This window comes from Marivita sp., from assembly GCF_017643905.1.
Taxonomy (GTDB): Bacteria; Pseudomonadota; Alphaproteobacteria; order Rhodobacterales; family Rhodobacteraceae; genus Marivita.
The window spans coordinates 1-15046 of the sequence record NZ_JAEPMO010000114.1 but is presented as its reverse complement, the minus strand read 5'-3'; the positions used below and the strand labels follow the sequence as shown (position 1 = coordinate 15046).

Here is a 15046-nt window from a genome sequence, read left to right as displayed (position 1 = left end):
CCCCGGAACAATTGGAGCTCTTCGACACCCTCGATATACCAAAACCCGCTTGATCCCTTCTCGGTAGTCACACAATGGCAGACCTGGCCATAACAATATCAATCACTTAGACGATTTGCTGTCGAACTTGGCAGGTCTGGACGTCGCTGGGCACCGACCTCGAAACCGCAATCGCTGAACGCATCGCGCCGCAATTGGGCGAGGACGGTTCCGAAGTGGTTGTCGACATCAACGAGGTGGCGCTCGCCTCCGCGTTCGAGAACGCCTATGCGCTCGAGGATTCCACATTGTCCGGTCTGGTCGAAATCCGCGTTCCGGGTCTTCTCAACAATGAGGAATACGAGTTGTCCGTTACCGCCGGTCAGGCGATGTCGGCTGCATCACCGGATGTCGATCTGGCCAGCATGACCATCGCCAGTGCAGAAGTGTACCGGGCCATGATCGACGCCTTTGCCGACAACGTCGCGCAGAAACTGAAATAACGCAAACGCGTGACCCGTGGGCATATGGCCTGCGGGTCAGCCGTCAAGCAGCGCCTTGACCCGCGCGACGAAATCCTCGCCACGTTTTTCGAAACTGTCATATTGGTCGAAACTCGCCGCGGCGGGGGCCAAAAGCACCACGTCGCCCGGTTCCGCTTCGGCAGCGGCCCGCGCAACAGCGGTCTCCATTGTGCCACAGGCCTCAGTCTCAAGGCCGGTCAGCTGCACCGCAAACCCATCCGCCTCCCGACCGATGACATAGGCTTTGCGGACGTGCTCAAAGCCCGGGGCCAGACCGTCCAAACCGCCTTCCTTCTGCAAGCCACCGCAGATCCAGCGGATGTTCTGGAACGCCTGCAGCGCCTTGAGCGCGGAATCCACATTGGTCGCCTTGCTGTCATTCACAAAGGTAACGCCGTTCAGTTCAGCGATGATCTGGCTGCGATGCGGCAAGCCTGCAAAGGTCTTCATCGCTGCTTCGATCTGGCGCGGGGCGACGCCCAGCGCACGGGTCGCCGCATAGGCCGCACAGGCGTTCTGGTGGTTATGCGCACCGGGCAGTCCCTTGATCTCGCGCAGGTCAATAGAGCCCACCTGTTTGCCCTTGCGCCATTCGGTCAGGAACCCCTTGCGGGCATAGACATGCCAGCCGGGACCGGTCAGTTTCTGACCCGAGGAAATGCGGATCACCCGGTCATCCCCGGGCCCTTCGGACAATTGATTGGCGATATAGAGCCCTTCGTTCTCGTCCACACCGATCACCGCGCGATCCGGCCCACCTTCGGCAAAGAGCCTGCGTTTCGCAGCGAAATACCCGCCCAGCCCGGCGTGCCGGTCAAGGTGATCCGGCGACAGGTTGGTGAAGACCGCCACATCCGGCGTTAGCGCACGGGCAAGGTCGGTCTGGTAGCTGGACAGCTCCAGCACAACCACATCGCCATCCCCCGGTGGGTCGATGTCCAAAACACCGCGCCCGATATTACCCGCCAACTGGCTGTGCCGGTCGGTTGTGGACAGGATATGGTGGATCAATGCCGAGGTGGTGGATTTGCCGTTCGATCCGGTGACCGCGATCACGCGTGGGGCCGTATCGAAATCGTCCCATTCATGCGTTGCCAGCGACCGGAAGAACAGGCCGATATCGTTGTCGACCGGAACCCCCGCTGCCCAGGCCTTGGCGATCACCGGGTTCGGTGCAGGGTAGAGATGCGGGATGCCGGGGCTGACGATCAGGCTTGCCACTGCCTCGAACGCTCCGTCACGGGACAGATCGCGGATCTCGAATCCTTCGGCTTCGGCAGTATCGCGGGCCTTGGGATTGTCGTCCCAGCAGATCGCCGTCGCCCCGCCCTCTCGCAGGGCGCGCGCTGCCGAAAGGCCGGACCGGCCCAAACCCAACACGGCCACCTGATGGCCTTCAAAACCCTGAACGGGGATCATCGCACACCTCTGCTGCTGTCTTGCGACCACCGCTACCGCATCTGAGTGCCGCGCGAAAGATCAGCCGTTGAGCTTGCGCAGACGTGCGGTCACGGACAATCCATGCGCCTCGAGCGATTCCGACCGCGCCAGCGTTTCGGCGGCAGGACCAATCGCCCGCAAGGCCTCGGGTGACATTTTTGCCAAGGTCGTGCGCTTCACGAAATCCAGCACCGACAGCCCCGAAGAGAACCGCGCCGACCGGGCTGTGGGCAGAACGTGGTTCGGACCACCGACATAATCGCCAATGGCCTCGGGCGTCCATTGGCCAAGGAAAATCGCCCCCGCATGGGTGATCTTTGCGGCAAGCGCTTCGGGATCATCGACGCAAAGCTCAAGATGCTCTGGCGCGATCCGGTCGCACAGTTCTGCTGCCTCGTTGAGGTCGCGTACCGTGATGACCGCGCCAAAATTGCGCCAGCTTGCTCCGGCAATCACACGGCGTTCCAGCGTTTCCAGACGTGTCTCGACCGCGTCCGCCACCGCCTGACCGAAGGCGGCGTCGGTGGTGATCAGCAGGGATTGCGCGCTCTCGTCGTGTTCGGCCTGAGACATCAGGTCCAAGGCAATCCAGTCGGGATCGTTCTCACCATCCGCAATTACGAGGATTTCCGACGGCCCGGCGATCATGTCGATGCCCACCTTGCCGAAGACCCGGCGCTTTGCCGCCGCAACAAAGGCGTTGCCCGGCCCGGTGATCTTGTCCACCGGCGCGATGGTCTCTGTCCCATAGGCCAGCGCCGCCACCGCCTGCGCGCCACCGATGCGGTAGACCTCGTCCACTCCGGCGATGCGACACGCCATCATCACCAGTGGGTTGATCACCCCGTCCGGTGTCGGCACCGTCACGGCAAGCCGTTTGACCCCCGCCACCTTGGCCGGAACCGCGTTCATCAGGACCGAGGACGGGTAGCTGGCCAATCCGCCCGGCACATAAAGCCCCGCTGCCGACACAGCCGTCCAGCGCCAGCCCAAAGTTGCGCCCTGTTCGTCGGTCCACATCTCGTCCTGCGGGATCTGCCGCGCGTGATAGGCCCGAATGCGTTCCGCCGCGGTTTCCAAGGCAATTCGTTCCGCCTCAGGCACCTTGGCGATCTCGGCGTCGATCTCGGCCTCGGACACACGCAGCTGGTCCGCGGCCAGCTCAAGCCGGTCGAATTTGGCCGTCAGCTCAAGCACCGCCGCATCGCCACGCTTGCGCACATCGGCGATGATACCCGCCACGACGTCATCCACATCCGGGCTGTCCTCGCGCTTGGCATTGAGGATCGCCGTGAAGCGCGCGTCGAAATCGGCATCTTTTGTGGACAGAAATTGCGGCATCACGCCCTCCGGGTCAGCTTTGCCGGGTACTTAGACCGCGCGGCACGAACCCTCAAGCGCCGCGCGTCAGGTCTGCCCCATCCAGCGCCTTGATCATCAGGTAGTCGTCGCGCCCAATCCCATTGATCAGCACCGATCTGGGGCGACGTCCGAAAATGTGAAAGCCGAGCGCAAGATAGAGCGCCTGCGCGCCCGTGTTTTCGACATCGACACATAACTCGGCCTGTCGCACACCCGCATCGGCCGAATGCTGCAACACAGCCTCCATCAGAGCCCGGCCAAAACCCTGCCGCTGCGCATCAGCTCGCACATATAGCGGGCCAATGTCGGCCATGTGCTGCATCCGTTTTGGCCCACCGCGCCGCGCCGACACAAACCCGACCAGCCGCTTGGCATCGTCGAATACGCCAAGGGTCAGATTGACGTCGAGCCCACGCTCCACATCCTTGTTGGGTATCGCACGGACCTCTTCGGCGCTGAACAGAAACTCCTAGGGCGCCCGCATCAGCCCGTCGGCCCAAAGCGCCCGGAAAGCGGACAGATCTTTCGGCGTCAGCCGCCGAACCATCATACCGGGTGATCCGGCACCTTGCCCGACACGGCGGCATAGGGTTTGGTCACATCCCGCAGCGCAACTTCGAGTTCGGATACCTGCAAACGGATTGCGCCATCGCCTGCGAGCGTCAGGATCACGGCGCCGCCGCTGGTGTCATCCGCCTCGAAGGTGACGGACAGGACCGAAAGGATGGTATCCGCATCGCCCCTTGGCACCCCTTGGCTGGCGACACGCTCCACAGTCTCGACCGCCAAAACGGATTGCACCCGCTCGGGTTTGCGCCCACCCCGATCCGCAAAGGGAATATACTCCCAGCGGAAGCGATTGAGCAGGATGCCGAACCGCTTTTTGCCGCGCTGCCACTGCATTTCGGTGGATGGAAACACCGCATCCTGGCACAGCGCAGACAGCACCTTCAGGTCGTCTTCATCCATCGCGACGAGCCGCAGCGGCTTGGCTGCACCGTCTTCGAATGTGGCGTCCTGCGTCACTGTTCCTTCACCCGTTCGATCTTGGCCCCGACGCCCGAAAGCTTGCGCACCACGTGTTCATAGCCGCGATCCAGATGATAGACCCGGCTCACGATCGTGTCGCCCTCAGCGGCAAGCCCCGCAAGGATCAACGACACCGAGGCCCGCAGATCCGTCGCCATCACCGGCGCGCCGCGCAGTTTCTCCACACCTGTGACTTTCGCTGTGCCGCCATGCACCTCGATCTTCGCGCCCATCCGCGCCAGTTCCGGTGCGTGCATGAAGCGATTCTCGAAAATCTTTTCTTCCAGAACGCTGGTGCCCTCGGCTGTGCAGAGCAGCGCCATCATCTGCGCCTGCAGGTCGGTCGGAAAGCCGGGGAACGGTTCTGTCGTGACATCCACCGCAGACACCCGCCGGTTCTTGCGCGCGACTTTCAGCCCGCTTGGCGTTTCCTCGACCGATATGCCCGCCGCGTCCAGCTTTTCGCAGAACGCCGCCACCAGGTCGATGCGGCCGCCAAGGCACTCCACCTCGCCACCGCAGATTGCAGGGGCCAGCATATAGGTGCCCAACTCTATGCGGTCGGTGACCACGCGGTGTGTCGCCCCGCCAAGACGGTCAACACCCTGAATGGTGATCTCGGACGTGCCTTCACCGTCAATCTGCGCGCCCATCTTGCGCAGGCATTGCGCCAGATCGACAATCTCGGGTTCGCGTGCCGCGTTTTTCAGAACCGTCGTGCCCTTCGCCAGCGTCGCCGCCATCAGCGCGTTCTCGGTTGCGCCGACCGAAACGAAGGGAAACTTGACGATCCCGCCCTGCAATCCGCCCGCCGGCGCCTTGGCATGCACATAGCCGTCGCGCAGGTCCAGCTCCGCCCCCATCGCCTCGAACGCCTTGAGGTGCAGATCGACGGGACGCGCGCCAATCGAACAGCCACCGGGCAGCGACACCTCGGCATGTCCGAACCGTGCAAGCAGCGGCCCCAGTACAAGGATCGACGCGCGCATCTTGCGCACGATGTCATAATCGGCCCGCGTCGAAGTCAGGTCGTGGCTCGACATGGCCAGAACCTGCCCGTCCTGCAGCGCCTGGACCTCGGCCCCCAAAGACTGCAACAGTGTCGTCATCGTGCGAATGTCGCTCAGACGCGGCGCATTGGTCAGCGTCAGCGGCTCCTCGCTCAGAAGCGTTGCCGGCATCAGGGTGAGGCAGGCGTTTTTCGCACCTGCAATGGGAATCTGGCCGCTGAGCGGGCCGTTCCCGGTTACGATAATCTGATCCATCGGTTTTAACTGCCCTCGCTCGTGGTCTTGTTATCCTTGCCCTCATCCGTTGCCCCGGCCGACCGCACACGGGCCTGCGCCTTGCGCTTGGCCATATTTGCCTTGAGCGCGGCCTTCAGCCTGTCTTCCCGCGCCTGTTGGGTCGATTTCCCGGATGAGGGTTTCTGTGTCATGACCACTTCCTATCCCAGAGGCAAAAAAGGGTCCAGATTGCGCTTGCACCGTTTTCCGTTTGAGTCTAATCACCCGCCACGTCGAGTTCGACACCCCGGCGCTGTGGTAGCTCAGTGGTAGAGCACACCCTTGGTAAGGGTGAGGTCGAGAGTTCAATCCTCTCTCACAGCACCATTCTCTCAAAGCAAACGATCAGTTTTTGAACTGATGTGGTCACGCTCAATCTCTTACCGAACGCAAACTCGATTCACTTTGCGGCCATGTCCGTTTGCAGCGTCATTTTCTGACAAACACCTCTGGATTTGTGCTTCCGACCGCAGCACACTCTTCGCACATTATGTTTTGGGGGATTTAAACGTGTCGGAGATGCATACCGAACACGCGGCGTCTGATGAGGCTGAGGTCATTCTCGACGTGGACGAGGCGACTACTGCAAAAATCGTCGGCAAGCTTGAAACCATTCGGGGGCTGATTGACGCAGGTGATACCAACGGCGCGATGGCACTCTGTGACGAAGTCCTGACATCCCCGAACCTGGCTGTAAATGCAGGCGTCAAGTTGGGGCTTCTCATCCAGGAAATCGGCCAGACCGACATCGCGGACGTCCTCTTCGAAACCACATACGCCAAGATCAAAGCCGTCATTCATCGGCTTGAGAGTCCGGAACGCGCCCTTCTTCCCGCCGCCGAAGCGCTGGCAGACTTGGGATATTTCGATGAAGCCGAAATGCTGTGCCTCAAAGCCATCGCGAAAGCGCCAGACAACCTTACTGTCGCGGTCGGCTATGCCGCGTTCCTCGTGTACCGGGACCGTGTGGACGACGCGGTCAAAATTTCTGAAGACTACTGCACACTGACAGATAGCAAGTTCAACGGTGCGATCCATTTTGCGATGATCTTTGACCATCTCAAATGCGACGATGCGGCCCGCGCCTGTCTGGAGCGGGCGAAAAAGTACTGCAAGACCAAGACCCAGCGGGCAAAGCTTGATTTCTTTCTTGCATCGAAGGGCATGAAGAAAACGGCCTCGGATCAGCACGGCATGGCGGTCGAACTGTTTGATGGCTTTGCCGACAATTACGACACACAATTGACCAAGCTGGACAACAATGGCCCCAGCATGGTGCTGACCGCGCTGGAAGACCTGAACCTGCCCAAAACCAAGACGCGCCGCGTGCTGGATGCCGGATGCGGCACCGGTCTCTGCGCCGGGTTCCTGCGCCCTTACGCGAAAGAACTACACGGGGTCGACCTGTCGGTGAAGATGCTCGAGATCTCAAAAAAGAAAGGCGGTTACGATTATCTTGCCCGAACCGACCTGTCCGAAATTGTCACCTTTCCCGAAGGCAAGTTCGACATGGTCATCTGCGCTGATGTGCTGGTCTATTTCGGTGCGTTGAACATCGTGTTTCGCAACTTTTCGAGCGTTCTGAGCCCGGGTGGTTGGCTGATCCTGACCGTCGAACATGAAGGCGACCCGGCCGTCACAGGTGGATTCAAGCTCTACCCGAGCGGACGTCACAAACACAGCACCGAGTATCTGACGAAAACGCTGGCCGAGGCCGGATTTCCAAAGCCGAAGATGCTCAAACATGCCCGCTTGCGAAATGAACTGGGCGCGCCGATCTTCGGCACGCTGGTCGCGGTGCAGAAACCGGCACTGTCTTTCGTCTAAAAATTTTTGTTCACGGCCTAGTGTCCCAAGATCAATTGGACGATGTGCCGGCACGTCCAGCCTTGCTGGTGACTTCATGCGCTGCTACCTAGGACATCGGTTTTTATCGGACCAAGTTACATGCGCGTAGCCATCGCAACTGGCGAATACCACCTGGGCGGAGAGACATTTATCAACCGCCACATCGAACATCTGTTCGGTGGCAATACAGTTGTGGTCTGTGGCCGGTTCCGTGGTGATAACCCCTATGGCAAGCCGTATTTCGTGCGCCGCGATGGCCTGTCGGGCCGTGACATCATGGTCGCGCCCTGGTGGCTTTTGCGCAATCGTGTACGCCACGGCACGTCCCGTTTGCCATTCGGCGAAGCCAAAGAGGCACTGATCCGTTTTCTGCGCGATGAACGGGTCGATGTGATCCTGGCCGAATTCGGCACGCAGGCCTTGGCGCTTGCACCGCTGGCCAATACGCTTGGCATCCCGATATTTACCTATTTTCGTGGCACCGATGCCTCCAAGGCGATCCGCACGGAACGGATGCGCTCGGCCTACCGCAAGATGATGCCTCGGCTGGCCGGGGTGTTCTCGGTTTCGCAATTTCTGCTCGACAATCTGGCCAAGCACGGCATCTCGCACCCTGACAGCACGGTGATCCCGTCGGGCGTGGACATCCGGCGCTTTGCACCGCAGGCCAAGGTACCGTTGAGTTTTCTCGCGGTTGGGCGCTTTGTGGAGAAAAAGGCGCCCATGACCACCCTTCGCGCGTTTGCCGAAGCGACAACCAAACTGCCCAATGCACGCCTCGACTTCATCGGCGATGGTCCCTTGCTGGAACCCACACGCGCGCTGGCCGAAGAATTGGGCGTGTCGTCAAAAATCCGCTTTCACGGCGCACAGCCACACAATACCGTGCGCGACCGGTTGATGAGCACCCAGTTTTTCCTGCAACACTCCGTCACTGCCCGCGACGGCAATACCGAAGGCCTACCCACCGCCATCCAGGAAGCGATGGCCTGCGGGTGCATCACGGTCTCGACGCGCCATGCCGGTATTCCCGAGGCGATTGACGAGGGTGAAACCGGGTTTCTGGTCGACGAATTCGACGAGGCAGGATTTGCCAAAGCGATCTCGTCCGCGATCAATGTGCCCGATTTGCCAGCGATGTCCGCGCGCGCGCGTCAGGTGGCGGAACAGCGTTTCGACAATCACGTATTGCTCAAGCTTCTCGAGCGGCACATGCAGGATGCGCTGGTGAATGCACCGCGCGGCACAGGCGGCGTGCATAACAAAGCGTCCGCCTAGGTGCGACGCGGGTCCGGGTCGGGACTGGCCATGTTGTCATATCGCCTTCTCATGTCGCTCCTTGCGGGAAGGGAACTGGTCGCGCGATTTTGGGCCCGGGACTGGCATGCGATCAGGGCGCGGTTGGGCCGAGTTGCCCCAACACGGCAGGTTGATCGCATTTGGCTGCATGCCGCATCGAACGGTGAACTTGCTTCGGCCCGTCCTGTCATCGACGCGCTGCTGAGGCAGGGACGGCACCTGCTGATCACCGTGAACACCGACAGCGCGCTTGCGCTTGGCAACGGATGGGCCCTTGAGCATACCTCTGTCACCCTTGCGCCGGTGGACCTGCCCGGCCCGACCCGCCGCGTCCTGCGGAATTGGCGCATCACGGCGCATATCACGCTCGAATCCGATCTCTGGCCGATCCGCATTCTCAACACGCCCGGTCCGGTGGTGGTGCTGGGCGGACGGCTCACGGCGCGTTCTGCCAAGGGTTGGGCGAGGTTTGATGCGCTGGTGCGACGGGTGATGGCGCGGGTCACCTATCTCTCCGCGCAGGACAGCGCTTCGGCCGACAGGTTTGTCACCGCCGGACTGCCGAAAACAGCGCTTGGTCCGGTGTTCGATCTCAAGGCGCTTTACACACCGCCACGTGATGCGCCCGACCGCGCACTGAGCCAACCCTTCGACCGCACAAACACGTGGCTTGCCGCCTCGACCCATGAAGGTGAAGAAGAAACGATCCTCACCGCGCACAAGGCCACGCTTCCCAAACGCCCAAATCTCAAGCTGATCCTGGCGCCCCGGCATCCAAAACGCACCGAGGAGATCGCGCAGTTGATCGACGCACAGGGCCTGACCTTTGCCCGGCGCAGCGCGGGTGACGATCCGGCACAGGCACAGGTCTATCTTGCCGACACGCTGGGCGAGATGCACCTGTGGTACGCGCTGGCCGGTGTAACCTTTGTCGCCGGATCTCTCACGGATCGGGGTGGACACACCCCCTATGAACCTGCCGCGTTCCAATCGGCCATCCTGCACGGTCCCGACACCGGCAATTTCCGCGCGGCCTATGACCGCCTTGCCGATGCAAAAGCCGCCATCTGCACGCCCGACGCCACCAGCCTCAGCGAAGCGCTGATCGCTATGGAGTCCGCTGAAAAACAGGCGGCATGGGGACAGGCGGCACGAAAGGTGCTACATCAGGACACCGACCTGACCGGTTTGATGCAGGACATCGCACGCGCGCTTGACGCTTGATGTCCCCCGGCAAAAGCTTATTTTTAGCGGACTGACAACAAAACAGAAAAGACCCGTCGCAGGCATCTCAATGATCCAGTTCACCCTGAAATGCGCCAATGACCATCAGTTCGACAGCTGGTTCCAATCTGGAACCGCCTTCGACAAGCTGCACGCCTCGGGCATGGTCAGCTGTTCGGTCTGTGGCACCACGCAGGTGAACAAGGCGATGATGGCCCCGCGCGTCAGCACTGCCGAAAAAGCTGGGATGCCACCGGCCAAACCGACATTGACCGAACCGGCAAGCCCGGCAGAGCAGGCCTTGGCCGAGCTGAAGAAATATGTCGAAAAGAACTCGGACTACGTGGGCAGAGACTTCGCCAAAGAGGCGCGCGCGATCCACACAGGCGACGCGCCACAGCGCCCGATCTGGGGCGAAACCCGTGGCGATGAAGCCAAGAAACTGATCGAAGACGGCGTGCCCATCGCGCCCCTGCCCTTCACTCCGACACGAAAGTCCAACTGATGAACATCCTGATCACCGGTGCCAATCGTGGCATTGGCGCCGCCCTGCTTGCCGCCGCCCAAGACCGGGGCGACACCGCCTTCGGCACCACCCGCAGCGCGGGGCACGATACGCTCTTGCCGCTCGACGTGCGTGATCCGGCAAGCTGCGCCGCCTTGGCGGACCGGCTCAAGGACACGCCCATTGACCTGCTGGTCTGCAATGCGGGTGTTTACCTGGAAAAGGGCATGCCCGCCGACAGCCTGACCGATACCCGGCTTTGGGCGGATACCTTTGCCACCAATGTCACCGGCGTCTACCTGACCGCGGTGGCGTTCCTGCCGCATTTGAAACAGTCGAAAACCCCGAAGCTGGCAATCATCTCGTCACAGATGGGGTCGAACACCCGCGCCAAGGGCCAGAGCTATATCTACCGGGCGTCGAAATCCGCAGCGCTGAACCTTGGACGCAACCTCGCCGTTGACCTGAAACCGCGGGGCATTCCCGTGGGCATCTACCACCCCGGCTGGGTTCGAACCGACATGGGAACCGATGCAGCAGACATCGGCACCGAAGACTCGGCACGCGGCCTTCTGCAACGCTTCGACGCGCTGTCGCTCGAGACAACCGGCTGTTTCGAGATGTGGAACGGCGACGCGATGCCGTTGTGACGGTCACCGATCCCGCCGATTTCCCCAAAGCCTTTGCCGAAGCCTGGCACAGCCGCGATGGCCATCGCATCGGTGCGCTGTTAGCAGAAGACGCGGATTTCGTGAACGTGACCGGCCTCTGGTGGCGCAACCGGGCGGCAATCTCGAAGGCGCATGACTACGCGCTCAAGTCCTTCTTCCGCGAGACGACGCTGAAACCCGGCGTGACCACCACGCGCCAGCTTGGCCCGGAGCATGCCATCGTACATTGCCGGTTCACTCTGTCCGGCCAGAAAGCGCCCGATGGCGAGGCCGCTGGAACGCGCCAGACCATCCTGACCTTTGTCCTGCACCGCACGGAGAATGGCTGGCAGGCGGTTGCCGCACAGAACACCGATGTGGTCCCCGGCAAGGAGACCCATGTCAACACCGGCAGCCTCACCGCTGTTGACTATCGGGACACGTAATCGGCCCACATCACGCCGCACTCTTGCGCGGCACCGCCACCCGACGTAAAGCACCCGCTGAGTCTGACCCGGGAGGCCAATATGCCCGTTCTCGTGATGAAATTCGGCGGAACCTCCGTCGCCACGCTCGACCGCATCCGTCGTGCGGCTAAACGCGTCGGCGTCGAGGTGGCCAAAGGCTATGACGTAATCGTCATCGTGTCCGCCATGTCCGGCGAGACGAACAAGCTGGTGGGCTTCGTCAACGAAACCTCACCACTCTTTGATGCGCGCGAATATGATGCCGTTGTGTCCTCGGGCGAAAACGTCACTGCCGGCCTCATGGCACTGACGCTGCAGGAAATGGACATCCCAGCGCGCAGCTGGCAGGGCTGGCAGGTGCCGGTGAAAACCACATCCGCCCATTCCTCGGCCCGGATCGAAGAGATCCCCACCGACAACATCAATCGCAAATTCGGCGAAGGCATGAAAGTCGCCGTGGTCGCAGGCTTTCAGGGCATCAGTCCCGAAGGCCGTATCACGACGCTGGGTCGCGGCGGCTCCGACACGACCGCTGTCGCCTTTGCCGCCGCCTTCGGTGCCGAGCGTTGCGACATCTACACCGATGTGGACGGCGTCTACACCACAGATCCGCGCATCTGCGACAAGGCCCGCAAGCTGGATCGCATCGCGTTCGAGGAAATGCTGGAACTCGCCTCGCTGGGGGCCAAGGTGCTGCAAACCCGCTCGGTCGAACTTGCGATGCGGTATAAGGTGAAACTGCGGGTGCTCAGCAGTTTCGAGGAACAATCTGACGACGCAGGAACATTGGTCTGCGACGAGGAGGACATCATGGAAAGCAATGTTGTGGCCGGAGTGGCCTATTCCCGCGACGAGGCCAAGATGACCCTCGTCTCCGTCGCTGACCGCCCGGGCATCGCCGCGGCGATCTTCACCCCGCTGTCAGAGGCTGGCGTGAATGTCGACATGATCGTGCAGAACATTTCCGAAGACGGTCGCACCGATATGACCTTTTCCTGTCCCACCGATCAGGTGAAGCGCGCGGAAAAAGCGATGAGCGATGCCAAGGCCGCAGGCAAGATCAACTACCACGACATCGTGGCTGATACGGGCGTGGCCAAGGTGTCGGTTGTCGGCATCGGGATGCGCAGCCACATCGGCGTTGCCGCCAAGATGTTCCAGGTGCTGGCCAAGGAAGGCGTCAACATCAAGGTGATCACCACATCCGAGATCAAGATCTCCGTTCTGATCGACCGGAAGTACATGGAATTGTCCGTGCAGGCGCTGCACGACGCCTTTGAGCTGGAAAAGGCACATTAAGAGCCCTTCAGCCGCTCGACCCATTTGCCTCTTCGCCCGGACAAAACGCTACATGTCCGGGCAAGACGCAGGACCGGCACATCACGTTTGATGCATCATTTGATGCACAAGAATTATAGTTTGCGACTGCGAACCACTCTGGTTACGGCCCCAAATGGGTCTATGCCCGACACGGCCATCGCATAATCCTGTAGCGTCAACAGAATAGCCGCTTTCCCCGCTACCCCTCTGTGCCTATAAATGTGCCGGAACCATAAGGCAGTTGAGCGGATGCCAAACACATTCGAAAGCGAAAGCCGCAAGCTGCTCGGTCGGCTGCGCGACACGATGGCCGACAAGGCCGCAGGGCAGGAACGGCTTGACAAGATCACCCATCTCACTGCCGATTCCATGGGCACCGAGGTGTGTTCCATCTATCTGTTCCGCGACGAAGAAACGCTCGAGCTTTGCGCGACGCAGGGCCTCAACCCCGAATCTGTCCACCAGACCCGGATGAAACTGGGCGAAGGCCTTGTCGGTCGCGTCGCCCGCACCGGCAAGATCATCAACACCGCAAACGCGCCCTCGGCCAAAGGCTTCCGCTACATGCCGGAAACCGGCGAGGAAATCTATTCAAGCTTCCTTGGTGTGCCGATCCAGCGACTGGGCGAAAAGCTGGGCGTTCTGGTTGTCCAGTCCAAGGAAGCCCGCGAATTCAGCGCTGACGAGATCTATGCGCTTGAAGTCGTCGCCATGGTGCTGGCCGAGATGACCGAACTTGGTGCCTTTGTCGGCGAAGGTGCGGCGCTGCGAGCCCGTCACACCCAATCCGTCCTGATCCGCGGCGTCACCGCACAGGAAGGCACCGCCGAAGGCCATATCTGGCTGCACGAACCGCGCGTCGTGGTCACGAACCTTGTCGGCGATGACCCCGAAAAGGAAAGGACCCGCCTGACGGATGCCGTGGAACATCTGCGCGTCAGCGTCGATCAGTTGATGGCGGTCGCCTCTGGCGACACTGAACAGGTGCAGGTTCTCGAGGCCTACCGCATGTTCGCCAATTCCAAAGGCTGGCTGCGCCGGATGGAGGAAAACATCGACCGTGGCCTGAGCGCCGAAGCCGCTGTCGAGAAAGAACAATCGGACGTGCGCGCCCGCATGTTGCAGGCCAATGATGCGTATTTGCGCGAACGCCTGCAGGATCTGGACGATTTGTCCAACCGCCTGCTCCGCATCCTGACCGGACAGGGCACGCAAACCGGCGCGGAATTGCCCGAAAACCCGATCCTTGTCGCCCGCAACATCGGCCCCGGAGAACTCTTGGAATACGGCCGCCAATTGCGTGGCATCATCCTAGAGGAAGGCTCTGTCGGCAGCCACGCCGCCATCGTGGCCCGTGCGCTGGCGATCCCGCTGGTGATCGGCGCAAAACGCATTCAAAACGAGGCGCTGAACGGCGATCACGTCATGGTCGACGGCGATCAGGGCGTCGTGCACCTGCGCCCCGATGATACCGTCGTCAACGCCTTCCGCGACAAGATGGCGATGCAGGCCAAGGCACAGGAGCGCTATGCCTCGATCCGGGACAAACCTGCGACCACGCTCTGCGGCAAGACCATTCGCCTCGACATGAACGCGGGCCTGATGGCCGATCTGCCGTCACTGGAAAGCTCGGGTGCCGAAGGCGTGGGTCTCTTCCGCACCGAACTGCAATTCCTCGTCCGCAGCCAGATGCCCAAGCGCAACGAACTGGCCGCGCTCTATGCCCGCGTGCTCGACGCCGCCAAGGGCAAACGCGTGGTCTTTCGCACGCTCGACATCGGGTCAGACAAGGTGCTGCCCTACATGCAGGCGCAGGACGAACCGAACCCGGCCCTTGGCTGGCGCGCGATCCGCGTCGGTCTCGACAAACCGGGCGTGATGCGGATGCAGTTGCAGGCGCTATTGCGCGCCGCCAATGGCCGTCCGCTGTCCATCATGTTCCCCTTCGTGGCGCAGTACGAAGAATACACCGCCGCCCGCGCCGAGGTGGACAAGGCCATCGCACGTGAGAAAAAGCTGGGGCACCGCCTTCCCGAAAAGCTGGAAATCGGCGCGATGCTGGAGACCCCGTCGCTCGCCTTTGCCTGCAAGAAATTCTACGAAGAGGTCGAGT

The 15046-nt window shown here is 61.4% G+C and carries 15 protein-coding genes and 1 tRNA gene; 10 read left to right on the top strand and 6 right to left on the bottom strand.

All coding sequences use genetic code 11. The features are described 5' to 3' along the window. Positions 1 to 215 precede the first annotated feature (215 nt). Positions 216 to 482, top strand: a complete 267-nt coding sequence (locus tag JJ869_RS16895) for a hypothetical protein (protein ID WP_292268797.1) — start codon at positions 216 to 218, stop codon at positions 480 to 482. A 36-nt stretch (positions 483 to 518) separates the two neighbouring features. Here the strand turns inward: JJ869_RS16895 and murD are convergent, their stop codons facing one another. From murD to JJ869_RS16865, 6 genes are all read right to left on the bottom strand, one after another. Next, positions 519 to 1922, bottom strand: coding sequence for a UDP-N-acetylmuramoyl-L-alanine--D-glutamate ligase (murD, locus tag JJ869_RS16890; RefSeq protein ID WP_292268795.1), 1404 nt, complete (start codon positions 1920 to 1922; stop codon positions 519 to 521). A 60-nt stretch (positions 1923 to 1982) separates the two neighbouring features. Next, entirely contained in the window at positions 1983 to 3284 is a 1302-nt protein-coding gene (gene hisD / locus JJ869_RS16885; protein ID WP_292268794.1) for a histidinol dehydrogenase, read from the bottom strand. Between the two features lie 52 nt (positions 3285 to 3336). Continuing rightward, on the bottom strand, positions 3337 to 3726 hold the full coding sequence (locus JJ869_RS16880) for a GNAT family N-acetyltransferase (protein ID WP_292268792.1): 390 nt from the start codon (positions 3724 to 3726) through the stop codon (positions 3337 to 3339). Between the two features lie 125 nt (positions 3727 to 3851). Next, positions 3852 to 4331: a DUF2948 family protein gene (locus JJ869_RS16875; RefSeq protein WP_292268790.1), complete on the bottom strand. Its 480-nt coding sequence runs from the start codon at positions 4329 to 4331 to the stop codon at positions 3852 to 3854. Beyond that, entirely contained in the window at positions 4328 to 5599 is a 1272-nt protein-coding gene (gene murA, locus JJ869_RS16870) for a UDP-N-acetylglucosamine 1-carboxyvinyltransferase (protein ID WP_292268788.1), read from the bottom strand. Before murA ends, JJ869_RS16875 begins: the two co-directional genes overlap by 4 nt. Before the next feature lie 5 nt (positions 5600 to 5604). Next, on the bottom strand, positions 5605 to 5772 hold the full coding sequence (locus tag JJ869_RS16865) for a hypothetical protein (RefSeq protein ID WP_292268786.1): 168 nt from the start codon (positions 5770 to 5772) through the stop codon (positions 5605 to 5607). A 100-nt stretch (positions 5773 to 5872) separates the two neighbouring features. Between JJ869_RS16865 and JJ869_RS16860 the strand changes: the two genes are divergently transcribed. From JJ869_RS16860 to JJ869_RS16820, 9 genes are all read left to right on the top strand, one after another. Continuing rightward, positions 5873 to 5947 (top strand) — tRNA-Thr (locus JJ869_RS16860). 192 nt (positions 5948 to 6139) lie between these two features. Next, positions 6140 to 7447 carry a methyltransferase domain-containing protein gene (locus tag JJ869_RS16855; protein ID WP_292268799.1) on the top strand — a complete coding sequence of 436 codons (1308 nt, stop codon included), beginning with the start codon at positions 6140 to 6142 and terminating at the stop codon, positions 7445 to 7447. Between the two features lie 120 nt (positions 7448 to 7567). Next, positions 7568 to 8746, top strand: a complete 1179-nt coding sequence (locus JJ869_RS16850; protein WP_292268784.1) for a glycosyltransferase — start codon at positions 7568 to 7570, stop codon at positions 8744 to 8746. 30 nt (positions 8747 to 8776) lie between these two features. Then, positions 8777 to 9991, top strand: a complete 1215-nt coding sequence (locus tag JJ869_RS16845; RefSeq protein WP_292268782.1) for a glycosyltransferase N-terminal domain-containing protein — start codon at positions 8777 to 8779, stop codon at positions 9989 to 9991. 70 nt (positions 9992 to 10061) lie between these two features. Then, positions 10062 to 10496, top strand: coding sequence for a DUF1178 family protein (locus JJ869_RS16840; RefSeq protein ID WP_292268780.1), 435 nt, complete (start codon positions 10062 to 10064; stop codon positions 10494 to 10496). Further along, the gene (locus tag JJ869_RS16835) at positions 10496 to 11146 is read left to right on the top strand and encodes an SDR family NAD(P)-dependent oxidoreductase (RefSeq protein ID WP_292268778.1); all 651 of its coding nucleotides are present in this window, start codon (positions 10496 to 10498) and stop codon (positions 11144 to 11146) included. Before JJ869_RS16840 ends, JJ869_RS16835 begins: the two co-directional genes overlap by 1 nt. Continuing rightward, positions 11119 to 11592, top strand: coding sequence for an SgcJ/EcaC family oxidoreductase (locus JJ869_RS16830; protein WP_292268776.1), 474 nt, complete (start codon positions 11119 to 11121; stop codon positions 11590 to 11592). The genes JJ869_RS16835 and JJ869_RS16830 overlap by 28 nt, the downstream gene beginning before the upstream one ends. Before the next feature lie 81 nt (positions 11593 to 11673). Beyond that, positions 11674 to 12912, top strand: coding sequence for an aspartate kinase (locus JJ869_RS16825; RefSeq protein ID WP_292268774.1), 1239 nt, complete (start codon positions 11674 to 11676; stop codon positions 12910 to 12912). 270 nt (positions 12913 to 13182) lie between these two features. Further along, positions 13183 to 15046, top strand: a 1864-nt coding sequence (locus tag JJ869_RS16820) for a putative PEP-binding protein (protein WP_292268773.1), incomplete at its 3' end; no start/stop codon positions are given.